At 62.2% G+C, this 25888-nt stretch carries 27 protein-coding genes; 8 read left to right on the top strand and 19 right to left on the bottom strand.

What is annotated here, in order from left to right; translation table 11 throughout:
• Positions 1-83 precede the first annotated feature (83 nt).
• Positions 84-299 (top strand): glycogen synthase, encoded by a 216-nt coding sequence (locus FOT55_RS20865; protein ID WP_004935234.1) that lies wholly within the window; start codon positions 84-86, stop codon positions 297-299.
• Between the two features lie 37 nt (positions 300-336).
• On the opposite strand, the gene FOT55_RS20860 is transcribed toward FOT55_RS20865, so the two are convergent.
• Complete coding sequence (locus FOT55_RS20860) at positions 337-1251, bottom strand: pyridoxamine 5'-phosphate oxidase family protein (protein WP_147823962.1); 915 nt, start codon at positions 1249-1251, stop codon at positions 337-339.
• A 4-nt stretch (positions 1252-1255) separates the two neighbouring features.
• Positions 1256-1873, bottom strand: coding sequence for a glutathione S-transferase family protein (locus FOT55_RS20855; RefSeq protein WP_049203978.1), 618 nt, complete (start codon positions 1871-1873; stop codon positions 1256-1258).
• Between the two features lie 98 nt (positions 1874-1971).
• Between FOT55_RS20855 and FOT55_RS20850 the strand changes: the two genes are divergently transcribed.
• The 5 genes from FOT55_RS20850 (at position 1972) to FOT55_RS20830 (ending at position 6865) form a co-directional block, all read left to right on the top strand.
• Positions 1972-2883 carry a LysR family transcriptional regulator gene (locus tag FOT55_RS20850; RefSeq protein ID WP_147823961.1) on the top strand — a complete coding sequence of 304 codons (912 nt, stop codon included), beginning with the start codon at positions 1972-1974 and terminating at the stop codon, positions 2881-2883.
• A 147-nt stretch (positions 2884-3030) separates the two neighbouring features.
• Complete coding sequence (locus FOT55_RS20845) at positions 3031-3828, top strand: alpha/beta hydrolase (protein ID WP_043140036.1); 798 nt, start codon at positions 3031-3033, stop codon at positions 3826-3828.
• 1 nt (position 3829) lies between these two features.
• Positions 3830-4201: a RidA family protein gene (locus FOT55_RS20840; RefSeq protein WP_147823960.1), complete on the top strand. Its 372-nt coding sequence runs from the start codon at positions 3830-3832 to the stop codon at positions 4199-4201.
• A 58-nt stretch (positions 4202-4259) separates the two neighbouring features.
• Complete coding sequence (locus FOT55_RS20835) at positions 4260-5447, top strand: amino acid aminotransferase (protein ID WP_147823959.1); 1188 nt, start codon at positions 4260-4262, stop codon at positions 5445-5447.
• Positions 5448-5467: 20 nt separating this feature from the next.
• A complete protein-coding gene (locus tag FOT55_RS20830) occupies positions 5468-6865 on the top strand; it encodes an amino acid permease (protein WP_025303372.1) in 1398 nt (465 codons plus the stop codon).
• A 37-nt stretch (positions 6866-6902) separates the two neighbouring features.
• On the opposite strand, the gene paaY is transcribed toward FOT55_RS20830, so the two are convergent.
• The 13 genes from paaY to paaA all read right to left on the bottom strand — a co-directional run bounded on the left by paaY (position 6903) and on the right by paaA (position 18196).
• Positions 6903-7499, bottom strand: coding sequence for a phenylacetic acid degradation protein PaaY (gene paaY / locus FOT55_RS20825; RefSeq protein WP_021505794.1), 597 nt, complete (start codon positions 7497-7499; stop codon positions 6903-6905).
• Between the two features lie 12 nt (positions 7500-7511).
• Positions 7512-8450 carry a phenylacetic acid degradation operon negative regulatory protein PaaX gene (paaX, locus tag FOT55_RS20820; protein WP_025303371.1) on the bottom strand — a complete coding sequence of 313 codons (939 nt, stop codon included), beginning with the start codon at positions 8448-8450 and terminating at the stop codon, positions 7512-7514.
• Between the two features lie 78 nt (positions 8451-8528).
• On the bottom strand, positions 8529-9836 hold the full coding sequence (paaK, locus tag FOT55_RS20815) for a phenylacetate--CoA ligase PaaK (RefSeq protein WP_016927188.1): 1308 nt from the start codon (positions 9834-9836) through the stop codon (positions 8529-8531).
• Between the two features lie 15 nt (positions 9837-9851).
• Complete coding sequence (pcaF, locus tag FOT55_RS20810; RefSeq protein ID WP_025303370.1) at positions 9852-11057, bottom strand: 3-oxoadipyl-CoA thiolase; 1206 nt, start codon at positions 11055-11057, stop codon at positions 9852-9854.
• Complete coding sequence (paaI, locus tag FOT55_RS20805; protein WP_147823958.1) at positions 11054-11494, bottom strand: hydroxyphenylacetyl-CoA thioesterase PaaI; 441 nt, start codon at positions 11492-11494, stop codon at positions 11054-11056. The genes pcaF and paaI overlap by 4 nt, the downstream gene beginning before the upstream one ends.
• The gene (locus tag FOT55_RS20800; protein WP_147823957.1) at positions 11491-13023 is read right to left on the bottom strand and encodes a 3-hydroxyacyl-CoA dehydrogenase; all 1533 of its coding nucleotides are present in this window, start codon (positions 13021-13023) and stop codon (positions 11491-11493) included. Before FOT55_RS20800 ends, paaI begins: the two co-directional genes overlap by 4 nt.
• 2 nt (positions 13024-13025) lie before the next feature.
• Positions 13026-13817, bottom strand: a complete 792-nt coding sequence (paaG, locus tag FOT55_RS20795) for a 2-(1,2-epoxy-1,2-dihydrophenyl)acetyl-CoA isomerase PaaG (protein WP_043140507.1) — start codon at positions 13815-13817, stop codon at positions 13026-13028.
• A 3-nt stretch (positions 13818-13820) separates the two neighbouring features.
• Positions 13821-14594: a 2,3-dehydroadipyl-CoA hydratase PaaF gene (gene paaF, locus FOT55_RS20790; protein ID WP_147823956.1), complete on the bottom strand. Its 774-nt coding sequence runs from the start codon at positions 14592-14594 to the stop codon at positions 13821-13823.
• A gap of 8 nt (positions 14595-14602) precedes the next feature.
• Entirely contained in the window at positions 14603-15661 is a 1059-nt protein-coding gene (paaE, locus tag FOT55_RS20785) for a 1,2-phenylacetyl-CoA epoxidase subunit PaaE (protein WP_049295906.1), read from the bottom strand.
• 13 nt (positions 15662-15674) lie between these two features.
• Complete coding sequence (gene paaD, locus FOT55_RS20780) at positions 15675-16172, bottom strand: 1,2-phenylacetyl-CoA epoxidase subunit PaaD (protein WP_025303365.1); 498 nt, start codon at positions 16170-16172, stop codon at positions 15675-15677.
• Between the two features lie 9 nt (positions 16173-16181).
• Positions 16182-16940, bottom strand: coding sequence for a 1,2-phenylacetyl-CoA epoxidase subunit PaaC (paaC, locus tag FOT55_RS20775; protein ID WP_049209445.1), 759 nt, complete (start codon positions 16938-16940; stop codon positions 16182-16184).
• Positions 16941-16948: 8 nt separating this feature from the next.
• Positions 16949-17236 (bottom strand): 1,2-phenylacetyl-CoA epoxidase subunit PaaB, encoded by a 288-nt coding sequence (gene paaB / locus FOT55_RS20770; RefSeq protein ID WP_004935173.1) that lies wholly within the window; start codon positions 17234-17236, stop codon positions 16949-16951.
• 21 nt (positions 17237-17257) lie between these two features.
• Complete coding sequence (gene paaA / locus FOT55_RS20765) at positions 17258-18196, bottom strand: 1,2-phenylacetyl-CoA epoxidase subunit PaaA (RefSeq protein ID WP_033647856.1); 939 nt, start codon at positions 18194-18196, stop codon at positions 17258-17260.
• A gap of 317 nt (positions 18197-18513) precedes the next feature.
• Between paaA and paaZ the strand changes: the two genes are divergently transcribed.
• A complete protein-coding gene (gene paaZ, locus FOT55_RS20760) occupies positions 18514-20580 on the top strand; it encodes a phenylacetic acid degradation bifunctional protein PaaZ (RefSeq protein WP_043140527.1) in 2067 nt (688 codons plus the stop codon).
• A gap of 43 nt (positions 20581-20623) precedes the next feature.
• On the opposite strand, the gene FOT55_RS20755 is transcribed toward paaZ, so the two are convergent.
• A complete protein-coding gene (locus FOT55_RS20755; RefSeq protein ID WP_025303361.1) occupies positions 20624-21517 on the bottom strand; it encodes a Kdo hydroxylase family protein in 894 nt (297 codons plus the stop codon).
• Between the two features lie 479 nt (positions 21518-21996).
• Positions 21997-23550 (bottom strand): sensor domain-containing diguanylate cyclase, encoded by a 1554-nt coding sequence (locus FOT55_RS20750; RefSeq protein ID WP_025303360.1) that lies wholly within the window; start codon positions 23548-23550, stop codon positions 21997-21999.
• Between the two features lie 160 nt (positions 23551-23710).
• Between FOT55_RS20750 and FOT55_RS20745 the strand changes: the two genes are divergently transcribed.
• On the top strand, positions 23711-23905 hold the full coding sequence (locus FOT55_RS20745; RefSeq protein WP_060420604.1) for a hypothetical protein: 195 nt from the start codon (positions 23711-23713) through the stop codon (positions 23903-23905).
• A 15-nt stretch (positions 23906-23920) separates the two neighbouring features.
• Here the strand turns inward: FOT55_RS20745 and yjdN are convergent, their stop codons facing one another.
• On the bottom strand, positions 23921-24340 hold the full coding sequence (gene yjdN / locus FOT55_RS20740) for a VOC family metalloprotein YjdN (RefSeq protein ID WP_147823955.1): 420 nt from the start codon (positions 24338-24340) through the stop codon (positions 23921-23923).
• 177 nt (positions 24341-24517) lie between these two features.
• The gene (locus tag FOT55_RS20735) at positions 24518-25438 is read right to left on the bottom strand and encodes a Kdo(2)-lipid IV(A) acyltransferase (RefSeq protein WP_147823954.1); all 921 of its coding nucleotides are present in this window, start codon (positions 25436-25438) and stop codon (positions 24518-24520) included.
• Between the last annotated feature and the right edge of the window lie 450 nt (positions 25439-25888).

Here is a 25888-nt window from a genome sequence, read left to right as displayed (position 1 = left end):
TGTACAAAAAATATCCTCCGTCGGGCCGATACTGAAAGAGCAGGCATATGACCCTTTTCGATGTAATTAAAAGGAGTGTGCGAATGATGAAATCAGTGGACAGACATCTCGCGGCCTACGGCAGCGAAATGGATTTTTTGGCGTCGAGCATCGCTCTGATGGAATGGCAAGGGCGGCAGATTGACGCCGGGCAGGTGGCCGGCAATATGTCGGAGCAGCAAAGCCGCCTGTTCTTTGCGCGGTTGAATTATTTTCGTCAGCTTTATCAGGCCGCATCGGCGGCCGAACACAGCCTGTAATTTCCGATCCAGCCCCGCCGCAGCGGGGCTTTTCATTTCAGCGGTGCCACACCCCGGTCGCCAGCGTTGCCGGCGAATACTCCAGATTTCGTCCCCGCCACGGCAGCGCTGCCGCAAAACGCCAGGCGCGGCGCACGTCAAACCGCCAATAGCGTTCTGCGCCTTCAACGGCGGGATGCCCCTCCGTTTGCCAGAGGATCTGCGTTTCCCCCTGCAGATGCAGCACGTCGCCGCGTTTAAAATCGATGAACAGCAGCGCCGCCCGCGGTTCGGCCAGCAGATTGCCCAGCGTGTTCATGTAGCGGTTGCCGCGAAAATCCGGCATCCACAGCGTGTCGCCTTCCAGATGGATAAAGCCGGGGCGGCCGCCGCGATGGGAAATATCCACGCCGCCCTGCGCCAGTGCCAGGTGCGAGCCGCTGGCGACGAAGCAGGTGTCCGCGGCGCGGATCAGCGCCTGCGCCGCCACATCCAGCGAGGCTAAATGCTCAACCGGCTGCGGCCGGCTGTCCACCGGGTAGAGTTCGCGGCGCTGAATGTACTGCGGGCAGTTGCCGAAGCTTTGCTGAACGAGGATTTCCACCCGGTTTTTGTCGGTGCGGCTGACGGCGCCGTTGGCGCGGTTGCGCCGCCGGTTGCTGAAATCCAGCCCCAGCGCGCCGACCGGCTTGCCGGGCAGCAACAGCGCCTGGGCGGGATCGTCGCTGCGGCGCGGCGCGCTGATGCGTAAATGCGTGTCGTCCGGCGTGCGTAAAAATCCGGGCGGGCCGGTAAACAGGGTGGCGATGGGCCAGCCTTGTTCATCCAGCGTGGCGACGAACAGGTAGGGCAGCGCGGCGAAAAACGCGCGGTGCTGATCCGGCATCGCGGGGTAGATGCCGCCGCCTACGCCGCCAAACCCGGCCAGCGTCTGTGCGCGCAGCTCATCCGGATGGAACAGTTGCGGGATCATGGCGTCAGCTCGCCGCCGGTTCCGGCAGGGCCGGCATGGCAAAGAAGCCGGGCAGTGCAACGATGCGCGCCGCCCAGCGCCGTATCGCAGGGTAAGGCGCCAACGAAATGCCGCCTTCGGCCGCGACCGCTACGTAGCTGTGGCAGGCCAGATCGGCGATGGTGGGCTGTTCGGTGGCCAGGTAGTCCCGCTCGCTCAGATGCTGTTCCATCTGCGGCAGAAAACGATCGCTGACCGCCCGCGCCGCCTGATAATCCTCCGGCACCGCGAATTGGGCGATCAGTCGGCAAGAGGCCGGGCCGTAGCGAACTTCACCGGCGGCTTTGGAAAGCCAGGCCTGCACCCGCGCGGCCGCCGCCGGCTGTTCCGGCAGCCAGTGACTGTCCGGCGCATAGCGCTTCACCAGATAGACCAGAATGGCGTTGCTATCGGCCAGCGTCAGATCGCCATCCTGCAAGACCGGGATCTGGCCGAACGGATTGAGCCGGCGGAAGGCTGCGCTCTGCCGTACGTCCGCCGAGGCTTCGACCCATGCATAGGGCAGCGCCAGCATACGCAGCAGCAACGCCACGCGATGAACGTGGCCGGAAAGCGGGGTGCCGTAGAGTGTGATGGTGGACATGGCGTTTCTCCTCAGTGCTTTTTGTCAGCATACTCTTGCGCTGAACGAGCGAAATCCGGCAATGTGGAAATTGATAATTTCATTTTTCGGAAGAATCTATGGATCGGTTAGACGAGTTGGCGATCTTCGTGGCGGTGGTGCAGCAAGGCAGCCTGGCGGCGGCCGGGCGCAAACTGCGGCGTTCGGCGCCGGCGATCACCCGGGCGATCGCCGCGCTGGAACAGCGTTTCGGCACCCGATTGGTGGAGCGAACGACCCGGCGGCTGGCGCCCACCGAAGCGGGTATGCGGCTGTTGGAACGCGCGCAACAGCTGCTGCAGGATTATCAGGCGGTGGTGCAGGATACCGCCGAAGCGCAGCTGAGCGGCTTGCTGCGCGTCACTTCGCCGGTGCAGTTCGGCCGCCGCTACGTGGCGCCGGTGGTGATGGCGTTTCTCGATGATTACCCGCAGATGCAGATCGAAATGGTATTGAACGATCGCAATCTCGATCTGATTGACGAAGGATTGGATATCGCGGTGCGCATCGGTCATCTGCAGGACTCTTCGCGCGTGGCGCGGCGGCTGGGGCAGGTCAGCCGGGTGACGGTCGCCAGCCCGGATTATCTGGCGCGTTGGGGGAAACCGCGCTCACCGGCGCAGCTGGCGGAACATGCCACTATCGTCGGCACCCAGCGGCCGTCGCTGCGCGAATGGCGCTTCGGCCCGCAGGAAAACGGCGAGCGGGTGCGATTGACTCCCCGGCTATTGCTGAATGATGTGGAAGCGCAACTGCTGGCGGTGCGCGCCGGCAAGGGCGTCGCCCGGTTGCTCTCGTATCAGGTGGCGGACGATTTGGCCGCCGGTACGCTGGTGCGGCTGTTGACGGATCACGAGCCGTTGCCTATGCCGGTACAGCTGGTGGCGCAGCAGGCGCAGCACATGCCGCTGAAGGTGCGCGTCTTTTGGGATTATGCATTTGAACGGCTCAGCGCCTTGCCGCAAATTCAGCCGGGTGGGCGGGGGAAATAAGCGCAAAAAGTTTCATGGGTTAAACTTTTTCATTATTCATCAGGTTTTATTTTACCGGGCGCGCATTGCTGATGCGCCCGTCTTGACAATAATGTTGCCGGTGCTAATAGTTAATTCACATCTTAAATAATAAACGAAGTTTAATATATGAAACCACTTGCGGGGAGTTATGACAACGGCGCCACGGTGGATAATGAAGCGGCTATTTTGACTTCATTTCAAACCCGCAGTGCGGCTGTTTATAAACAGACGCGCCATGAAAATAATATTGCTTATGGCAACGGCGAACGCGAAACATTGGATTGGCTCTATTCTGCAAAGCAGCATCAGGGGACGTTAATTTTTATTCACGGCGGCTATTGGCAATTCTGCGATAAGGCAGATTTCGCCTTTATCGCCGCCGGGCCGTTGGCGTTGGGTTTTGACGTGGTGTTGGTGGAATATGCGCTCGCGCCGGCGGTGGATCTCGACGAAATATGCCGACAGATCGGTGTGGCGTTGAATGCCATTCAGCGCCGTCTGCCGCCGCACTATGCCTATCCGGTGCATCTGTGTGGCCATTCCGCCGGCGGCCATCTGGCGGCGTTTTGGCAGCAGCATGCGTTGGTGGATGCGGTCTTTCCCATCAGCGGCCTGTTCGAGCTGGCGCCGCTGCAACAAAGCTATGTCAATCGGGCGCTGCAGCTGACTGCGCGGCAAATTGAAACGCTCAGCCCGGCGCGCCACCTGCCGACGCGCGGCAAGCCGCTTACGCTGTATTACGGCGCATTGGAGCTGCCGGAACTGAGAGGCCAGTCGCAACACTATCATGCGGCGCTGCGCCAACGCGGGTTGTCGGCAGAACTGGTCGCGGTGCCCGGCGCCAATCATTTCACCATTCTGGATGCGTTGTTCGCCGCCGACGGCGCGCTGCTTCGCCAACTTAACCACCACGGGAACCACTGACATGCGCGAGATCGTAGAGACCGGGCTGCCGGAGATCGGCCAGCCTTTTTCCTGGGCCACCCGGGGCGGCGGCATGCTGTTTACCGCTCACGGCCCGGTGCGGGCGGACAGCAGCATCGAGACCGGCGCGCCGGAGCGACAGATTGCGTTAACCTTCGATAACCTGGCGCAGACGTTGAAGGCGGCGGGCAGCCACAGCGATAAGGTGCTGCAGGTGATCGTGTATCTTACCGACGTCAACGACGTTAAATGTCTCGATGAGATTTACCGGAAATACTTTAATTATCCTTATCCCAACCGCTCCACGGTTATTGTCGAAAAATTGGTGGTGCCGGGAATGAAAATAGAAATTACCGTCAGCGCCATCGCCTGATTTAATTTCTTCTTAAGTTCGTCTTTATATTAATTCAATAACGAGTTAAGGATGCGTCATGTTTAAACAGATTGCACCTTCCGCGGCCGATCCTATTATGTCGCTGATGGAAGCTTATTTGCAGGACCCCAATCCGCAGAAAGTGAATTTAGGTATCGGTCTGTATTACGACCGGCAGGGAAATATTCCGCTGATGCAGGCGGTCGAGGCCGCCGAGCAGCGGTTGCTGGCGCTGCGTCGCCCGCACGGTTATCCGCCGATCGAAGGTTCGCCGCAGTTCGCTCGCCAGGTGCAGGCGCTGCTGTTCGGCGAGCAACAGGCGGCCGAGATCGCCACGGTGCAGACCGTCGGCGGCTCCGGCGCGCTGAAGCTGGCGGCGGATTTTTTGCGCCACTTTCTGGCGCGCGGTGAAATTTGGGTGTCCGATCCCACCTGGGCCAATCACTGGGCGATTTTCGAAGGCGCCGGGCTGCGGGTGAATACCTATCCCTACTTTGATGAAGCGGCGGGCGGCCTGCGTTTCGCCGCCATGCTCGACGCGTTGGACAGCCTGCCGCCGGGCAGCGTGGTCCTGTTGCATCCTTGTTGCCATAACCCGACCGGCACCGATCTGACGGCGGAGCAGTGGCGCGCCACGCTCGCCGTGCTGCAGCGACGCAGCCTGCTGCCGCTGTTCGATATCGCCTATCAGGGCTTCGGCGACGGGCTGGAGGAGGACTGCTTTGCGTTGCGCGAAGCGCTGAAAACCGATCTGCCGTTTTTGGTCTGCAATTCGTTTTCCAAAAACGTCGCGCTGTACGGCCAGCGTCTGGGCGCGCTGTCGGTGCGCTGCGCCGACGCGGAAAATGCCGCCAACGTCAAAGGCGCGTTAAAAACGCTGATCCGCCGCAGCTACTCCTGCCCGCCGACGCACGGCAGCCAGATCGTGGAAACCCTGCTCGGCGACGCCGAACTGGGTGAACGTTGGCGCAATGAGCTGGCGGAAATGCGCTCGCGCATCAAGCAAATGCGTGAACAGCTGGCCGCCGGGCTGGCGCAGGGTGGCTCTTCGCTGGATCACCGGCGTATTCGCGATCAGCGCGGCATGTTCAGCTATACCGGCCTGAACGAAGCGCAGCTGCAGACCCTGCGGCAGCGCTATGCCATCTATCTGGTCTCGCCCGGCCGCATGTGCCTGCCGGGGCTCAATCCCGGCAACATTGACTATGTGACCGCCGCCATTCTCGACGTCACCCGTACCGCCTAACTCCGCCCGGGGGCACAGCCATGCCACAGATGAATGATTTTGAGCATATCGCCCGCCGTCAGGGCGGGTTGAACAAGCATCTTACCGCCGGGCAGATGTCGATGCTGGCGATCGGCGGCGCCATCGGCACCGGGCTGTTTCTCGGCAGCGCCTACGCCATTCAGATGGCGGGGCCGTCGGTATTGTTGAGCTACCTGATCGGCGGCGTCATTGCGCTGCTGCTGATGGGCAGCCTGGCGGAGATGACCTCCGAACACCCGACGCCCGGCTCGTTCGGCGACTACGCCGAATTCTATCTCGGCCCGCTGTTCGGTTTTCTGGTGCGTTATTCTTACTGGTCCTGTGTGGTGCTGGCGGTGGGTACCGAAGTCACCGCCATCGGCATGTACATGCAGTTCTGGTTCCCGGCGACGCCGACCTGGCCGTGGGTGCTGCTGTTCTCGGCGGCGGTGATCGTCGTCAACGTGATCGGGGTGAAGTCGTTCGGCCAGGTGGAATACGCGCTGTCCACCGTCAAAGTGACGGCGATCGTGGCGTTTATTCTGATCGGCATCGGCATTCTGGCATTCTCGGGCAACCCGGCCTACGGCCTGCGCAACCTGACCGCCGGCGGCTTCATGCCGTTTGGCGTCAAGGGCATGTGGTTCGCGGTGATCGTGTCCATCTTCAGCTACCTGAGCATTGAAATGATTGCGGTGGCCGCCGGCGAGGCGAAAAATCCGGTGATTGCGGTAAAGGCGGCGTTCAAGGGCACCATCGTGCGGCTGTTCATCTTCTACATGCTGTCGATCGCCCTGATGCTGGCCATCGTGCCCTGGCGCCAGTCCGGCACCGGCGAAAGCCCGTTCCTGATGGCGATGAACGTGATCCATCTGCCCGCCGCCGCCGGTATTTTCAACTTTATCGTGCTGGTGGCAGCGCTGTCGGCAATGAACAGCCAGCTGTACATCACCACCCGCATGATGTTCTCGCTGTCGCGTGCCGGGCAGGCGCCGGCGGCATTGGGGCGCGTCAGCCGGCGCGGCATTCCGGTCAATGCGTTGGCGATGTCGTGCATCGGTATCGTGGTGTCCATCGTGCTGAGCCTGGTGGCGCCGGAAACCTCGTTCGCCGCCATGATGTCTATCTCGGTGTATGGCGCCTGCTTTACCTGGCTGATGATTTTCGTCACCCACCTGTTCTTCCGCCGCCGGCATCGGCAGACCCACCTGAAGTTCCGCATGTGGGGCTTTCCCTATACCACCTTGCTCGGCGCCGGGCTGATGGCGGCGCTGATGATCTCGACGGCGTTTACCGAATTCTTCCGCATGACGCTGTGGTTCGGTATTCCGTTCACCTTGCTGCTGGTGGTGGCTTATCACTTCCAGAGCCGCCGCGCGGCTACACCGTCGCCGTTCAAGGCGCCGGAGGTGGAGTAATAAGGGGAGGGGCTGAGGCGCATCTCAGCCCCGGGGATTAAAGCTGGCTTTTCGGGATCAGGTGGTCGCCGAAGCTCAGGCGTTGGCGGCCCGGTTCGATTTCGGTCAGCGGCGCCACTTCGTGCAGCGAGGATTTGCAGCGCTGTACCAGATCCTGATACTCGCGGGTGCCGGCGATCTTCCAGGCCAGCTCCTGTTCGGTCAGATCGCGCAGCACGCGCGCCGGGCTGCCGACCACCAGCTTGTTGGCTTCGATCACCGCCGCGGCTTTGACGAACGCCATCGCGCCGACGATGGTGTTCTCGCCGATCTCCGCACCGTCCATCACCACCGCGTTCATGCCCACCATCGCGTTGCGGCGAATGCGGCAGCCGTGCAGGATGGCGCCGTGGCCGATATGGCCGTCTTCTTCCACCACCGTGTCCTGCTGCGGGAAGCCGTGCATCACGCAGTTGTCCTGAATGTTGGCGCCGTCGCAGATTACCAGGCGGCCAAAATCGCCGCGCAGGCTGGCGTTCGGGCCGATATACACGTGTTTGCCGACGATCACGTCGCCGATCAGCACCGCCGTCGGGTGCACGTAACTGCTTGGGTCAACGACCGGCGTCAGGCCGTCAATCTGATACACAGGCATAGCGTGAGTTCCTTAATATGTAGGGTCGCGCGGCAGGCCGCCGAAGCGCCGATAGTAGCCGGCGGCCGGCGCGGGCAGGGCGCCGATGGTGGTCTCCGCCAGCGCACTGACGTACTCCGTCGCGGCGCGATCGACCTGCTGATAGAGATTGATGCACAGATTACGGGCGATTTGGCCCTCCCACTGGGCGGGCAGCAGCGCGTCCGGCAGCAGCGGATCTTTCAACACCACGCGACGGAAGAAGTGAATCAATAATAGCTTAATCTGGAAACCGCGCAGCGGCGTCAGCGCCGCCGGGTCGACTTCGCGCAGCAGCGCCATCAGCGGCCGGAAGGAGACGATAAACTCGTGATAGCCGGCCGCCACATCGCTGAGCGACCAGCAGTCGGCCACCAGTTTTTGCAGCGTTTGCTCGGAGCGGTTGTAGGGGTAATCGGCGCGAAAGTAGATCACCTGCTCACTGGCGTTCAATTCGCCGAGCAGCGCCGTCACGTCGGTTTGCGCATGGGTGGGGGCGGCCATCAGATTGTTGGCGATCTGCCCGAACCCGAGCCAGCCCAGCTCTTTTTTCAGCCGCGCGCGCGCGTTTTTTTCGGCGCATTCCAGCAGCAACAGCTCCCACTTGCCGTCCCAGGCGGGCTGCTCGCGCAGATAGATTTTCGATTCGGCGTGGCGGAACTGGCGCATTCCCTGCTCGGTCACGCGGTAGAAGCTGCGGCGGCCGATTTTCTCCACCGCCAGCCAACCCTCTTTCTGCAGGCGGAACACCGAGGTGCGCACGAAGCGATCGCCGAAACCGAAGGCCTCCAGCAGCGCGCTCAGGCTGCCGAGCCACACTTCGCCGCCGCGGTGGCTGAGCGCGTCGCCGTACAGCGAAATGATCAGCGAGGTACCGCTGATCGGCTGCGCGTCGACGGCATGGCGAATGAACTCATCCAGTTTATGTTCCATATTTTTCCATGGGTTAGCCTTCGATGAGCCATAACATTACCATAATTTAAGGCGGCGTCATCCGTGACGCCGTCCGCTTCAGCGCGGCCGCAAATCGACCACGCGCTGCGCCTTGCCTTCCGAGCGCGGAATATCGCCGCAGTTGGCGATGCTGACGTCGGTGCTGACGCCCACGATCGATTTGATGTGGTGGCGCAGCTGGTGGCAGATATCGCAACGCTGCTGGTGGCTGAGGCTGAGCGCCGACTCCTTGAGCTCGACGCGCACCGCCAGCGTGTCCAGATGCCCGCTGCGGCTGACCTGCAGCTGGTAGTGCGGCGACAGCTGCTCGAACTGCATGATCTGCTCTTCCACCTGCGACGGGAAGACGTTGACACCGCGAATGATCAGCATGTCGTCGGAGCGGCCGGTGATCTTGCCCATGCGGCGCATCTGGCGCGCGTCGCCCGGCAGCAGCCGAGTAAGATCGCGGGTGCGGTAGCGGATCACCGGCAGCGCCTCTTTGGTCAGGGTGGTGAACACCAGTTCGCCGTGCTCGCCGTCCGGCAGGGCAATGCCGGTTTCCGGGCAAATGATCTCCGGCAGGAAGTGGTCTTCCCAAATGGTCGGGCCACCGCCGCTCTCCAGACACTCCATCGCTACGCCCGGCCCCATCACTTCCGACAGGCCGTAAATATCCAGCGCCTTGATGCCCATGCGGGTTTCGATCTCGTGGCGCAGGGCTTCGGTCCAGGGTTCGGCGCCGAACACGCCGAGCCGCAGCGAGCAGCCGCGCGCATCGCCGCCCATTTTGCGCTCCAGTTCGTCGATCAGCGTCAGGCAATAGGACGGCGTCACCATGATGATGTCGGGCTTGAAGTCGAGGATCAGCTGCGCCTGGCGCTCCGTCTGGCCGCCGGACATCGGGATCACCGTCGCGCCGAGCCGCTCTGCGCCGTAGTGCGCGCCGAGGCCGCCGGTGAACAGGCCGTAGCCGTAGGCGACGTGCACCTTGTCTTTGGCGGTGGCGCCGCCGGCGCGCAGGCAGCGGGCGACGATATCGGCCCAATTATCGATGTCGCGCTGGGTGTAACCGACCACCGTCGGGCGGCCGGTGGTGCCCGAGGAGGCGTGGATGCGCACCACCTGTTCCATCGGCACCGCGAAGGTGTCGAACGGGTAGTTGTCGCGCAGATCCTGCTTGGTGGTGTAGGGGAAGCGCGCCAGATCGCTCAGCTGTTTGAGATCGTCGGGGTGTACGCCGGCCTGGTCGAATTTGCGTTTGTACATCGGCACATTGTCGTAGGCGTGGTGCAGCGTCCACTTCAGACGCGCCAACTGCAACGCTTCAATCTCATCGCGCGAGGCGAATTCGATCGTTTCGAGGGGCTGTGGATTTATTGTCATGGTTAGCCTCAGGGGTCAGACACGCTCAATGATCATGGCGATGCCTTGGCCTACGCCGATGCACATGGTGCACAGGGCGTAGCGGCCGGCTCGCCGTTCCAGTTCAAACAGGGCGGCTAGCGCCAGGCGCGCGCCGCTCATGCCCAACGGATGCCCCAGAGCGATCGCGCCGCCGTTGGGGTTAACCTGCGGGGCATCGTCCGGCAGGCCAAGCTGGCGCATCACCGCCAACGCCTGGGCGGCGAACGCTTCGTTCAATTCGATGACGTCCATCTGCGCCAGGCTCAGCCCGGCGATCTCCAGCACCTTGCGGGTGGCCGGCAGCGGGCCGATGCCCATCAGCCGCGGTTCCACGCCGCAGGTGGCGGTGGCAACGATGCGCGCGCGCGGCGTCAGGCCTTGGCGTGCTGCCATCGCTTCAGAGGCGACGATCAGCGCCGCCGCGCCGTCGTTCAGGCCCGAGGCGTTGCCGGCGGTGACGCTGCCGGGCTGACGGAACGGGGTTTTCAGCGCCTGCAACTGCTCGAAGGTGGTGTCGGCGCGCGGGTGTTCATCCTGGCTGAACAGGGTGACCGCGCCTTTTTTACCGGTGAGGCTGACCGGCGCTATCTCCTGCGCCAGGTGACCCAGCGCCTGCGCCCGGGCGGCGCGCTGCTGGCTGCGCAGCGCAAAGGCGTCCTGATCGGCGCGGCTGATGTTGAACTGCGCCGCGACGTTTTCGGCGGTCTCCGGCATCGAATCGGTGCCGAACTCGGCCTGCATCCGCGGATTGACGAAGCGCCAGCCGAGGGTAGTGTCGTACAGCTGCGCCTGGCGGCTGAAGGCGCTGTCGGCCTTGCCCATCACCAGCGGCGCACGGGTCATCGATTCCGCGCCGCCCGCCAGCAGCAACCCGGCGTCGCCGGCCTTGATGCTGCGCGCCGCCATCGCCAGCGCATCCAGGCCCGAACCGCACAGGCGGTTCACCGTGGTGCCGGAAACGCCGATCGGCACTCCGGCCAGCAGCAGCGCCATGCGTGCCAGGTTGCGGTTGTCTTCCCCGGCCTGGTTGGCGCAGCCGAGGATCACGTCGTCCAACTGCGCCCAATCCACCTGCGGATGGCGTTCCAGCAGCACGCGCAGCGGCAGGGCGGCGAGATCGTCAGCGCGCACCTGGGCCAGCGCGCCGCCATAGCGACCGATCGGGGTGCGCACGCCGTCGCAGATAAATGCCTGATTCATGCCTGATCTCCTAAAATACTGTGGCCGAGGCGGTGCGCGCGGCCGCGGAACCAGGCGACGGTTTTGCCCAGTTGGTTGACGATCTCGACGTCGTACAGCCCGGTGGCTTTGCCTTGGTGGCGCACCGCCGCGCTGGCGGTGAGGCGATCGCCGGCCAGTGCCGGGCGGACGAAATCGATGCTGCAGCCGGAGGCCACCGCCGCCAATCCCTGGCTGTTGCAGGCGTAGGCGAAGGCGGTATCCGCCAGGCTGAACAGCTGGCCGCCGTGGCAGGTCTGGTGGCCATTGAGCATCTGCGGGCCGACGGTCATGCTGACCTGTGCGTACCCTGCATCGACGGCGTCGATATGCATCCCCATCGCCTGAGCGCAGGTATCTTGCTGGAACATCTGTTCGGCGCAGCGCTGAGCCAGCGCGCGCGGCGTATTGGCGGTCATCGTTCGGCTCCTGAGAAAGAGGCGGGGGAAGCGTAGCGGCGCAGCAGTGGCATCGGGCGATAGCGCGCTTCGCCGTAATAGCGTTGCAGGTTTTCCAGCGTCGTCAGAATGTGGCGCCAGCCGAGTGCGGCGCCCCAGGCCAGCGGGCCGCGCGGATAGTTGACGCCGCGCAGCATCGCCAGATCGGTATCTTCGGCGCCGGCGACGCCTTTGTTCACCACGTCGAGCGCTTCGTTGGCCAGCATGGCCAGAGTGCGCATCGTCAGCAGGCCGGGATAATCCGGCAGTTGAATGACCTGCTTGCCGAGGGACTGCAGCAGGCGAATCGCGTTGGCATTGTGTTGCGCGCCGTTTTGCGCAGCGCAGCTGATGGCGATGGCGGAGGCATGCGCATAGTCGGCACAGAGATCGAACAGCACCACGGGCGTTCCACGTTCGTCGGCCAGTTGGCCGGCGGTTTTACCATTGGTTAACATCATTGTAACGTCGTCGATCGTGAGGTACGGGCTGGTCTGGCCAGGTTGTTTGATCGCCCCCGCATTTTCGATCAACAGTTCCGCCAAATCGGCCAGTGAAGACCAGTCGCCGTGCAGCGTGACGCGTTGCGGCGGCGCGGCCTGCGCCGGCGGCGCAAAGGCGATCATCTCTGCGGCGGGCCGTTGCGCGTCGTAGCGGTAGAAGCCGCGGCCGGATTTGCGGCCGAGGCGCCCGGCGGCCACCAGCTCCTGCTGCACCAGTGAGGGGGTGAAACGCGGATCCTGATAGAAGGCCTGATATACCGATTCGGTCACGGCGTAATTGACGTCCTGGCCGATCAGATCGGTCAACTGCAGCGGGCCCATGGCGAAACCGCCGGCGTCGCGCAATACCGCGTCCAGCGTGGCGGCGTCGGCTACCCGTTCCTCCAGCGCGCGCAGGGTTTCGGCATAGAACGGCCGCGCCACGCGGTTGACGATAAATCCCGGCGTCGAGCGGCACACGACGCTCTGCTTACCCCAGCGCTGCGCCAGGGCCTGCAGCGCGGCGAGGGTCTCGGCGCCGGTCTCCAGACCGCTGACGATCTCCACCAGCTTCATCAGCGGCGCCGGGTTGAAGAAGTGCAGCCCGGCCATGCGTTCCGGGTGTTGCAGTGCCCCGGCGATGGCGGTGATCGACAGCGAAGAGGTATTGCTGGCGAACAGCGTCGTGGGCGAGCAGAGCGCCTCCAGATCGCGGAACAGGCCCTGTTTGATGGCCAGATTTTCCGCCACCGCTTCAATCACCAGCGCGCAGTCGGCCAGCTGCTCGAGGGAGTCGGCGCGTTCGAGGCGCGCCAGCAGCGCTTCGGTGGTCGCGGCGTCGGCCTTGCCGCCGTCTACCCGCTGGCGCAGGCGGCGAGCGAGATCGTCGATCGCGCGCTGGGCGGCGGCGGGCGCGATGTCGAACAGCCGCACCGGATGGCCGGCGGCGGCGGCCACCTGGGCGATGCCGATGCCCATGGTGCCGGCGCCGATCACCGCCACCTGGCCGTTAAGAAGGAGCGCGTTCATGGCTATTTCCCGCTGAAGTTTGGCGTGCGTTTGGCAAAGAACGCGCTGACGCCTTCGCGGTAGTCGTCGCTGCGGCCGCCCAATCGCTGCAGATCGCGCTCCAGATCGAGCTGCTGATCGAGGCTGTTGGTGGCCGAGCTGTAGAGGGCTTTCTTGATCAGTCCCAGGCCGTAGGTCGGCTGGGTGGCCAGATGGCGCGCCAGCGTTTGCGTGCGGTCGGCCAGCTCGTCCGCCGGCACCACCTGCCAGATCATGCCCCATTCCAGCGCCTGCTGGGCGCTGATTTTGTCACCCAGCAAGGCCATGCCCATCGCGCGGGCGTGGCCGGCCAGCCGCGGCAGGAACCAGCTGCCGCCGGAGTCAGGCACCAACCCCAGACGGCAGAACGACTGAATAAAGCTGGCGTTGTCGGCGGCGATGACGATATCGCACGCCAGGGCCAACGCGGCACCGGCACCGGCCGCCACGCCGTTGACCGCGCACACCACCGGCTTTGGCAGGGCGGTCAGGCGACGGATCAGGGGATTGTAGAAACGTTCGACCGACAGGCCGAGATCCGGCGCCTGTTGGTCGGCGCTGACGTTGCGATCGTTGAGATCTTGCCCGGCGCAGAAACCGCGCCCGGCGCCGGCGATCAGCAGGCAGCGCACGCTGTCGTCGCGCTCGGCTTGCGTCAATGCTTCGCTCAGTTGGCGATGCATCTCGTCGTTAAAGCTGTTGAGCCGATCCGGCCGGTTGAGGGTCAGCGTCAACACGCCGGCGTCGAGATGGCTGAGAATCAATGCGTTATCCATAAATCAGCGCCCCTGATAGTTTGGCGTACGTTTTTCGAAAAAGGCGGCGATGCCTTCGCGGCGATCGTCGGTGGCGGCCAGGGTGACAAATTGCTGACGCTCCATCGCCAGCCCCTGGCTAAGACCGATTTCCTCGGCCTGTTTCAGCGCCTGTTTGGCGGCGCGCAGCGCCAGCGGCGCCTGACGGCTGATGCGATCGGCAATCTGCTGCGTGCGTTCCAGCGTCAGGGCATCGACGCACACTTCGCTGATCAGGCCAGCCTGCAACGCAGTGCGGGCGTCGATGGCTTCGCCGGTCAGCACCATCTGGCTGGCGCGCGCCTTGCCGACGCAGCGGATCAGGCGCTGGGTGCCCCCGGCGCCCGGCATCAGGCCGAGGGTGATCTCCGGCAGGCCGAAGCGGGCGCTTTCGCCGCCGATAACGATGTCGCAGGCCAGCGCCAGCTCGCAGCCGGCGCCCAGGGCATGGCCGTTCACCGCCGCCAGCAGCGGCTTGCTGAACTGCGCCAGCCGCTGCCACAGCTGCGGACGGCGATCCGCCAGCGCGGCCGGCAGATCCTGCTGTTGCAGTTCGCGCAGATCGGCGCCGGCGGCGAAAAAGCGCGCCGCGCCGGCGATCACCACGGCGCCCACGCCGCTGTCGGCGTCGGCCTGCTCCAGACGGGCAACCAGCTGTTCCAGGCACGGCGTGCTCAGGGCATTACGCGCCTCCGGGCGGTGCAGCGTCAGCGTGACCACGCGGTGCTGCTGTTGATGCAAAATAAACGGGGTATCCATCGCGGCTCCTAGACGTCGAAGTCCAATACCACGCCGTCGCCTTTCGGCCACGACTGGCAGCTCAATACGTAGCCCGCCGCCAGCTGATCCGGCTCCAGGCTGTAGTTGACGCCCATCTCCACCTGGCCGGCCTTCAGACGGCATTTGCAGGTGGCGCACACGCCGCCTTTGCAGGCGTAGGGCAGATCGGCGCCTTGGCGCAGCGCGGCATCGAGAATGCTGTCGTCCTGTTCGCCGATCTCGATATCCAACCGGCGGCCGTCGAGCAGGATCGCCACCCGGGTAGCGTTGCGATCGCCGCTGTGGCGCGGGCGGGTGACCAGGCCGCTGGTGTTGAAGCGTTCGCTGTGGATGTGATTGGCCGGTACGCCGGCCTGCTCCAGCACGGTTTGCGCGTCGTCCATCATCGATTCCGGCCCGCAGATGAAGGCGTGGTCATAGTCGCGGAAATCCAGCAGCGCGCCGCCGATCGCCGCCAGGCGTTCACGGTCGATGCGGCCGCTGAGCAGCGGGCTGTCGAGGCTCTCCTGGCTGAACAGGTACAGCGGCTGAAAACGCTGCGGGTAGCGGTTTTTCAGATCCGACAGCGCCTCTTTGAACATCATTGAACGGCTGTTGCGGTTGCCGTAGATCAGGGTGAAGCTGCTGCCCGGTTCGAGCAGCAGCGTCGCCTTGATGATCGACAGCATCGGCGTGATGCCGGAGCCGGCGGCGATCGCCAGGTAGTTGCCGTGGCGCTCTGCCTGCGGCTGGTAGCCGAAGCGCCCCTGCGGCACCATCACCTCCAGTGCGTCGCCGACTTTCAGCATGCGGTTGACGAAGCCGGAGAAACGGCCCTGATCAATCGCTTTTACGCCGATCTGCAGCAGGCCTTCCTGCGGCGAACTGCAGATGGAGTAGCAACGCCGCAGTTCTTCGCCGTTGACTAGCGCCTTGAGCGTCAGGTGCTGGCCGGGGGTATAGCGGTATTGGTTTTGCAGCTCTTCAGGCACCCGCAGGGTGATGGCTACGGCGTCAGGCGTTTCGCGCTCGATGGCGGCGACGCTCAGGCGATGAAAGACCGTCATGGTGTCAGCGCTCCTATATGCATTTGAAATAGTCGAACGGTTCCCGGCAGTCGCAGCAGCGGTACAGCGCTTTACAGGCGGTGGATCCGAACTCGCTGATCTTCTCGCTGTGGGTGCTGCCGCAGCGCGGGCAGGCGACCGGGCCGTGGGCATGCGGCCGATCGCAGGTGTGGCCCTGCGGGGGCGCTACGCCGTATTGCCGCAGCCGCTCGCGGGCGTCGGCGTTCATCCAGTCGGTGGTCCAGGCCGGGCTGAGGCGAATGTCCACCTGCACCGGGCTGAAACCGGCGGCCGCCAGCCGCTGCTCGATAGCGTTGAGCAAAAATTCGGTGGCCGGGCAGCCGGAATAGGTTGGGGTGAAGGTCACGCGCCAGCCGCTGCCGTCGCGTACCACGTCGCGCACCATGCCCAAATCGGTGATCGACAGCACCGGCAGCTCGGGATCGCTGATCTGCTGCAGGCAGTGCCAAATCTGCGGGATTTCGGCGGGTTGCAAACGAGTGACGTTCATCGCGGCCTCCTACCACTGACTGTTTGGGTAGGCGCGCTGCAGGAACTGCATCTCCGCCAGCAACGGGCCGAGGTGTTCGCTGTGCTGACCTTGCTTGCCGCCGTGACGGAACGCCTGCTCGGCGGGCAGCGCCAGCGTCGCCTGCCGCAGCGTCTCTTCCACCTGCGCTAGCCAGGGGGCCTGCAGCGTGCGCGGATCGACGGCGATGCCTTGTTCCGCCAACGCCAGTTCCAACGCGTCGGCGTGGAACAGCTCGGCGGTAAAGCGCCACAGGTTATCCAGCGACTGTTGGATCTTGCGGTGGCTGATGTCGTTGCCGTCACCGAGGCGGATCATCCAGCCGTGGCTGAAGCGCAGGTGATAATCGGCCTCCTTCAACGATTTGGCGGCGATGGCGGCGATCTGCGCATCGCGGCTGCGGCTCAGCGCCTGGTGCAGCTGTACGTGGTAGGCATCGAGCAGGAACTGACGCACCAGCGTGTCGTTGAAACCGCCGTTCGGCTGTTCCGCCAGCAACAGGTTATGAAACTGGCGTTCGTCGCGGCCGAAGGCCAGGCTGTCTTCGCTGCAGGGCGGCCCGGCCAGTTCGGCGGCGTAGCTCAGGAAGTTGCGCGCCTGGCCGAGCAGATCGAGACCGATGTTGGCCAACGCCAGATCGATTTCCAGTTCGGGCGCGTGGCCGCACCAGGCGCACAGACGCTGGGCGAGGATCAGAGGCGTGTCGCCCTGGCGGAGCAAATAGCTGATGCGCGGATCGTTAACCGTCATGGTCGCCTCTACATGTTCTTGATGCCGTCGGGGATGGTGTAAAACGTCGGATGACGGTAGATCTTGTCTTCGGACGGATCGAAGAACGCGCCGCGATCTTCCGGCTGCGAGGCGATCAGATGGCGCGATTGCACCACCCAGATCGAACAGCCTTCGTTGCGGCGCGTGTAGGCGTCGCGGGCGTTTTCTAGCGCCATTTGGTCGTCGGCGGCGTGCAGGCTGCCGACGTGGCGATGCGCCAACCCTTGTTTGCTGCGGATAAACACTTCATACAGCGGCCATTCAACGTGGCTCATGATCTCGGTTCCTTATGTTGGCTATGCGGCGGAAGCGGCGTTTTTCGCGGCGTGGGCCATGGCGCCGTCGCGCACCCAGGCGCCGTCTTCCCAGGCGCGGCGTTTGGCCTGCAGACGTTCGTGGTTGCATTGGCCGCGTCCTTTGATCACTTCATGCAGTTCGCTCCAGTCGATCTCGCCGAAGCGATAGTGGCCGGCGGCCTCGTCCCAGGTAAGACTCGGGTCTGGCGCCGTCATGCCCAGCGCCTCAAGCTGCGGCACGGTGTTGTCGACGAATTTCTGCCGCAGCTCATCGTTGCTGTGGCGTTTGATTTTCCACGCCATGCTCTGGGCGCTGTGAGGGGAGTCGGCGTCGCTCGGGCCGAACATCATCAGCACCGGCCACCAGAAGCGATCGATAGCGTCCTGCAACATGGCACGCTGCGTGTCGCTGCCGTTGGCCATCGCCATCACCGCCTCGTAGCCCTGGCGCTGGTGGAAGCTTTCTTCTTTGCAGATTTTCACCATCGCCCGCGCATAGGGGCCGTAGGAGGCGCGGCACAGCGCTACCTGGTTGACGATGGCGGCGCCGTCGACCAGCCAGCCGATCACGCCGATATCCGCCCAGTTGAGCGTGGGGTAATTGAAGATGGAGGAATACTTCATCTTGCCGTCGAGCATCTTTTGGTAGATGTCCTGGCGCGAACAGCCGAGGGTCTCGGCGGCGCTGTAGAGGTACAGACCGTGGCCGGCCTCATCTTGCACTTTGGCCAGCAGCACCGCCTTGCGGCGCAGCGTGGGGGCGCGCGTCAGCCAGTTGGCTTCCGGCAGCATGCCGATGACTTCCGAGTGGGCGTGTTGGCCGATCTGCCGAATCAGGTTCTGACGGTAGGCGTCCGGCATCCAGTCTTTGGCCTCAATGGCGATATCCGCCGCGATCTTGTCGTCGAAATGCTGCTGATATTGTGCGTCAGTTGTCATGCTCGCCTCTTGGTGATTCGTGTTTTTCACATTAGATATAAAAATGTGAATCACTTTAACTAACCATAAGGCTACAAACTGATAACAAAAAGATCAAACGAGATTCATGTGGTTTTGCGAGTTCACTCACAAGGTTTTTTGTTATTTTATTGATTTAATTTGATAAATAAAACCATCAATTCCGTATTAATGACAGGGTAAGCGGCTTGAAAACGGGTTTTGTTCTGTTTTTGTTAAAATTTGATTTGGCGTTGACTGGCATTTATGTGATACGTAATTAAGCTGTAGGGTGAAAATTTATGAATTTTGGAGGGCACATGCAGCAGTTACACAGTTATCTATCTGGCGCCTGGGTGTATGGGCAGGGAGAGGGCCGCGAGATCCGTCACGCCGTGACCGGCGAAGCGCTGTACCAGGTCTGCTCCGACGGCCTGCCGTTAGCGGCGAGCCTGAGCTATGCCCGCAGCCACGGCGGCCCGGCGCTGGCGAACATGACATTCCAGCAGCGCGCCCAGATGCTGAAAGCGGTGGCGAAACACCTGCTGGCGCATAAAGAGGCGCTGTATCAGATTTCCTATCAAACCGGTGCGACGCGCAGCGACGGCTGGGTCGATATCGAAGGCGGCATCGCCACGCTGTTCGCCTATGCCGGCATGGCCGGCCGCGATCTGCCGGATGATACGCTGTGGCCGGAAGACGAGTTGATCCCGCTGTCGAAACAGGCGCAGTTCGCCGCCCGCCACGTGCTCACTTCGCGCCCTGGCGTGGCGCTGCACATCAACGCCTTCAACTTCCCGTGCTGGGGCATGCTGGAAAAACTGGCGCCGACCTGGCTGGCGGGCATGCCGGCCATCATCAAGCCGGCCACCGCTACTGCGCAGCTGACGCAGGCGATGGTCAGGCTGATCGTCGACAGTGGGCTGGTGCCGGAAGGGGCGCTGCAGTTGGTTTGCGGCGGCGTCGGCGACATGTTTGCGCACCTGGATTATCAGGATGCGGTGACTTTCACCGGCTCGGCGCAGACCGGGCAGCGGCTGCGTGCGCATCCGCGCCTGCTGGAAAAATCGATCGCCTTCACCATGGAGGCGGATTCGCTCAACTGCTGCGTGCTGGCGGAGGACGTGACGCCGGAGATGCCGGAGTTTGCGCTGTTCATCAAAGAAGTGTGCCGTGAAATGACCGCCAAGGCGGGGCAGAAATGTACTGCGATCCGCCGCATCATCGTGCCGGCGGCGCAGGTGACGGCGGTGCGTCAGGCCTTGTTGCAGCGCCTGGCGGGGGTGACGGTGGGCGACCCGCAGCTGGAGCCGGTGCGCATGGGGGCGTTGGTCAGCCACGAGCAGCGTGAGGATGTGCAAAGCAAGGTAGAGTTCCTGCTGCGCAACGGCTGCGAACCGCTCTGTGGCGCGGCGCTGGATAAGCTGGAGATCCTGGGCGACGGCGCGCGCGGTGGGGCGTTTTATCCACCGACCCTGCTGTATTGCGCCGATCCGTTCACCCATCAGGCGGTGCACGGCACCGAGGCCTTTGGGCCGGTGGCAACGCTGATGCCGTATGCGGATACCGAGCAGGCGATCGCATTGGCGTTGCTGGGGCAGGGCAGCCTGGCGGGATCGCTGGTGACCGCCGATCCGACGTTGGCCAAGCGCTTCATTCGCGCGGCGGCCTGCGCCCACGGCCGAATGCTGATTTTGGATGAACAGGCGGCGGCGGAGTCCACCGGCCACGGTTCGCCACTGCCGATGCTGGTACACGGCGGCCCGGGGCGCGCCGGTGGCGGGGAAGAGCTGGGCGGACTGCGTGCGGTGAAGCACTATATGCAGCGCACGGCGATCCAGGGCAGCCCGGCGATGCTGGCGGCCATCGGCGGTGAATGGGTGCGCGGCGCGCCGGTCGCCGAGCATCCGGTACATCCGTTCCGTAAATACTTCGAGCAGCTGCAGCTGGGCGACAGCCTGTTGACCGCGCGCCGCACCGTGACCGAAGCGGATATCGTCAACTTCGCCTGCCTGAGCGGCGATCATTTCTACGCGCACATGGACAAGATCGGCGCCGCCGATTCCCTGTTCGGCGAGCGAGTGGCGCACGGTTACTTTGTGGTGTCCGCCGCGGCCGGGCTGTTTGTCGATGCCGCCGTCGGGCCGGTGATCGCCAACTACGGCATGGAGAATCTGCGCTTTATCGAACCGGTGAAGATCGGCGACACCATTCAGGTGCGGCTGACCTGCAAGAAGAAAATCCGCAAGCCGCAAAAAACCGCCGAGGATCGGCCGCACGGCGTGGTGGTGTGGGATGTGCAGGTGTTGAATCAGGAACAGCAGCCGGTGGCGCTGTACAGCATCCTGACGCTGGTGGCGCGCCAGCAGGGGGACTTCGAGGCGTAATACGCGTTTGCCGCCGCCGGCAGCCCCGGCGGCGGCAATCTATTCAGATCAGCGGCTGACCGCGCAGCTGTTCCAGCACTTTCAGCGGCGAGCGCTGCGGATCCTGCATCTTGTTCACCGGCAACAGGAAGGTCTGTTCCAGCATAAACTGGCCGCCCATCGCGGCGTGCGGCGTTTGATCCGAGAAACAAATCCAGCTGCTGCCCGGCGGAAACGCCAGCGCCAGCTGCGGCCCCTGCTGCTGATAATCGCCGTCGGCCTTCATGGCGTCGTGCAACTGCAGCATCAGGTGGTCATAATGGCTGCGGCGGGTCTTGGTGATGCGCACCTGATGCTGCAGCCAGCTGCTGAGGGCGGAGTAGCGTGCGAGGCGCGGCATAAAGCGTGCCGCCAGCTCAGGGAACGGTTCACCGACACGCCATTGGCGGTGCTCGCCGTGCGGGTTGATGTTGGTAAAAATGCGCAGAATGCGTTCGCCGTAGTTCGGGCGCGACGGGAAAGCGTCAACGTGCAGGCGGCTGTCGTCTTTGCGCCAGGAACTGGTCGCCCGCCAGGCGGAAACCGGGTGCAAACGCAGGCTGCCGGTCGGATGGTGCAGCGCCTCCTGATACTCGGGCAACAGCCCGGCGATCAGTTGGCGGCACGACTGGTAATAGCGCTCCAGCAGTTGCTGAACCTGCTGCCGGCGTTCCGCGACGGCGACGCCGGTCAGCTTGCCGGACAGCGGCTGATAGCTGATGTTTTTGCGCTTCGGATCGACCAACGTCGGATCCAGCAGTGGCATTTCCTGTTCAGACAGGGTGAAGGCCAGCTCGGGCAGAAACAGTACCTTGCCCTGTTCCAGTTCGCTGACCGCGCTGGATGCTTCCGCTGCCGCCCATTGTCGCAACGGCAGCGTCAGGACGGCCTGTTCACGCATAATATCGCCAGTAGGCATGAGATCTCCTCGCAAATCTATATCGCTTTATTCCCGTCTTTCAGGTTGCCGCGTGATTGGCTGCACTGGCTTGCGCAGTGGCTGGCTGGAGCGGCGTCAGCAGGCCGCTCAATTGCAACGTGAAATTTGTGGGTTCTATTATGGATGTATCAGCAGGGCGCAGTGCGCCGAAGCGTGCGATGGCTTCCTGATAGAGAGAATATTCTCAATAAGGATATCACCGGCAATACCAATGAAAAGTAAACGAGGGCTAAACGGGGCTGCGCGTAGGCACGAATAATCAAAAATGGCACGAATTGTCTGCGGAATGGTGTATTTTTTATCTTATTGAATTGTAATGGAAATAAATATGCTGCTTATTTATTGGCGTTATTTCATTCAAATAGCAGGGCAAACCGGGGAAATAATGTTGCGGAGTGGAATTATTTCATCTTGTCGGGAATAAATCGGGCCGCCAAATTTGGAGACCCGATTATTGATTAAGCACCGTAAATGCAGTTTTTGCCTTTTTTCTTGGCCTGATACAGCGCGCTGTCCGCCTCATTGATAAAGCTGATCGGCGTATCGTTATACATATGTGGCACTTTGGCGCAGATGCCGATGCTGATGGTGACGATGCCGTGCGGGTTGCCCTGATGCGGGATCTTCAGATCGCGTACCGCCTGGATGACGCGTTCGGCGAAAATCAGTGCACCCTGAATGTCGGTATCCGGCAGGATAATCCCCATCTCTTCGCCGCCGTAGCGCGCTAAAACGTCGTTGCTGCGGCATGCCAACCCTTTGAGCGTTTGGCCGATCTGCTGCAGGCACTGGTCCCCGGCGACGTGGCCATAGCTGTCGTTGTACTGTTTGAAATAGTCGATATCCAGCATCAGCAGCGCCACGCTGCGGTAGTTGCGCGAAGCCCGCGCCAGCTCGTTCTTCAGCGCGATATCAAACTGGCGGCGGTTGGCCAGCCCGGTCAGGCCGTCCAGCAGCGCCAGTTCTTCGAGCATCTGGTTGATGCTGGTCAACTGATCGCGGGTGCGCATCAGCTCGGCTTCGGTTTGCATGCTGTGCTTGATTTGCCGCAGCAGCACCATGCCCATCGCCAACAGGATCATCAGCAGCGAGAGGCCACCGGCGGCGAACAGCCCGGCGTCGGTGCGCCAGTCCGCCAGCGCGTCGCGTTTCGATAGCCCGGCGGCGATCACCAGAGGAAAGCGGTTGACCCGCGAATAGCCGTAGATGCGCTCCACTTTGTCGTACAGCGAGGTGATGGTGGCGTTGCCGAATTCCGAATGCGGCAAAATTTCGCTGAACAGCACGCCCTTGGCGATGTTTTTACCGATCGACGCCGCCGAGTAGGGGCGGCGGTAAAGGATGGTGCCGTCCGCCAGCAGTAGGTTCAGCGAGGCGTCAGTGTTGAGGGCGAAGCTGTCGTAAAACTGGCGGAAATAATCGACGTACAGCGTCGCCAGCACCACGCCGCCAAAGCTGCCATCCGGGTGGTTGAAGCGCCGCGACACGGGAATGATCAGATCGCCGGTGGTGCGGCTGCGGATCACCTTGCCGATGTACAGGCCGCCGCCGTCGCGGTTTTGATGGTATTTGAAGTAATCGCGATCGGCGTTGTTGGCGTTCTTGATGAATTTGCCCGAGGAGGTCGCCAGCCAGCGGCCGCGCGCATCGTAGAGAAACAGCCCATGCAGCTGCGGCAGGTTGCCGACCTGCGTCTGCATGACGCGCTGCAGCCGCGTCAGCTGCGATGGACCCAGCCCGTCGTTCTGGAGACGTTCGGTCAGATCGAGCAGATTGCCGTCCACCTGCATGAAAGTATCGTCGGCATGCTGCGCCAGCGAACGGGCGAGGTTGGCGGATTCATGCTCGGCGCTGCGCAGATCGCGCTGGTGCGCGTTCCAGATTTGCCAGCTGTTAAAGAGGATCAGCGTGGCGGCAACGATGATGACAAACACGCCGGCCTGAAATAATAATGGGGAGCTTTTAACGCTGCGCGGCGGCACGGCATCCTGTATGGGTTGCTGCTGAGTCATGTCACCCTTGTTGTTTGATTACTATTTAGTTCGAGTTAAGAGCAATCTTATATTTTATGCATAAACGCGCCAGACCTCTAGCCCTTAACGAGGCGATACGAAGAAAGGCGGGCGCAATCTGCCTCTGCGGCGGTGCGGACAAGACGGAGTGGGAGAGTCAATGTCGGATTACATCATTATCGCTTTACTGACGCTGGCGGTGTATTACCCCCTTACGCTGGGGGCGCTGGCGGTGATGATGTTCTTTGCCTGGCGTCGGCGCCGGTCGCCCTATTGGCGGTTGGGGTTGGTGCTGTTGACGCTGCTGTTCGTGTTGTTCGCCAAGGCGGCGTATGACTGGCACCGCTACAGCTAGCGGTGCCATGGCGAGTTATTCGACGTTGATCATCCAGTTGACGCCGAATTTGTCGGTCAGCATGCCGAAACCTTTGGCCCAAAAGGTGGCTTGGTAAGGCATCGTCACCTGGCCGCCCTGCGCCAGATTATCGAACAGCTTGCGCCCCTGTTCCGCATCGCTGGGGTTAAGCGACAGTGAAAAACCTTTGTGAGAAGCGCCGCCGCTTTCATCCTGCGGACAGCCGTCGGAGGCCATCAGCACGCCGTCGCCAATCAGCAGACGTGCATGCATGATCGCCTCCGGGTTAACGTCCTGCGGGCCGCCTTGGCGGGCTTCTTCGGGCATATCTTTGAAGCGCATAACCATTTCAATTTTGGCATTCAACTGCTGCACGTAGAAGTTAATCGCTTGCTCACAGTTACCGCTGAAAAACAGATAGGGTTGTACCAGCATGACATTGACCTCGGTTGTGGCCCGACAGGCAACGACCGGCCCTCGGGCAGGAAGAAATGGTTGCTGGCGGCAATGATTGCCGTCGGTGACTTATTAGTGTAGTTCCCTTGGCGCGGAATGCTTGTGCGAGGCGAGCATGCCTTCGCCACCGGAATGACGGACGAAGGCGCGAGGGTGTTAATACAGCGAAGGTTCGCCGGGGGGACGGGTTTTAAACCGGCGGTGCAGCCACATGTACTGATCGGGCGCCAGCAGCACCTGTTCTTCCACCACGCGATTCATCATGGCCGCCGCGCGCGTTTCATCATCCAACGGGAAGTCCGTCAACGGCGGCTGTACGATCAGCTCATAACCCTGCGCATGCGGCAAGCGGCGCGGCACGAAGGGCACGATCGACGGCCGCCCCATGCGCGCCAGGATAAAGGTACCGGTGGTCGTGGCGGCGTTTTCGACGGCGAAGAACGGCGCGAACACGCTGCTTTGCGGGCCGTAATCGTGATCCGGCGCGTACCACAGGATTTCGCCCTGTTTCAGGTTGCGGACCATGCCCTTGATATCTTTACGATCGATCATGTATTTATTCGAGCGCAGCCGACCGCGGGTCTGTACCCATTCCATCAGCTTGTTGTTGTGCGGGCGGTGCACGCCGATGCCGGGGTTTTGCATGCCGAAAATGCGTGCGCCCAGTTCCAGCGTCAGGAAATGCAGACCGATCAGCAGAACGCCTTTGCCGTCCTGGCGTGCCAGCCGCATGTTTTCCATGCCGCTCACCTTGAACCAGCGGGCGATGCGCCAGTCGGGCCAGAACCAGGCCATGCCGACTTCGAACAGGCCCATGCCGACGGACTCAAAATTTCTGACGATCAGCGCCTCGCGCTCGGCGGCGGGCATGGTGGGGAAGCAGAGTTCTATATTGCGGCGCGCTATTTTTACCCGGCGTTTCATCAGACGCATGGCTATTCTGCCGAGGCCGTGTCCAAGCCGATATATGAGCGGGTAGGGCAGTAACACCAAGAGATAGAGTATTCCCAACCCTATCCACAGCAACCAATAACGAGGGCGCAAGAACTCACGCTCAAAGCGTTGGTTTGAAAGCATTTTCCTGTTATTCCTTTTCTTTCCCGATGGGACCTTAACCCAAATTGTTATACGACGAATGATAGAACATTTTGTGCTAAATAGGGTTTTCCATTAATGCTTTTTTTACGCTTTATTTAATAACGGGCGGAATACGGGGCGAGTTAGGATTTTTACCGAGGAAAATGAGGATGTTTACCGCTATTTCAACCGGCTGGCGAAATTGAAAAATAAAGACACAATTAAGCGCATCGCAAAAGTGACAACCGCTATGTAACCTTAGAGAAACAGTAACGCGGCGGAACCATCCCAAACGGCGGCCAGCGCGTACAGCAGTGCGAGAATCATGACGAACGGTGCATTGAACATGGGCGTTTTCTCCCGGAGGTTTGTTTAAAGTTTAGTCTGCCGATATGACGATAGGATGAAGTCAGATCGTTTTTTGTACGGTAAAATTCAGACGGACGGAAA

The sequence above is a fragment of the Serratia bockelmannii genome (assembly GCF_008011855.1).
Classification (GTDB): domain Bacteria; phylum Pseudomonadota; class Gammaproteobacteria; order Enterobacterales; family Enterobacteriaceae; genus Serratia; species Serratia bockelmannii.
The sequence above is the reverse complement of the archived record's forward strand: the minus strand, read 5'-3'. Positions and strand labels throughout refer to the sequence as shown.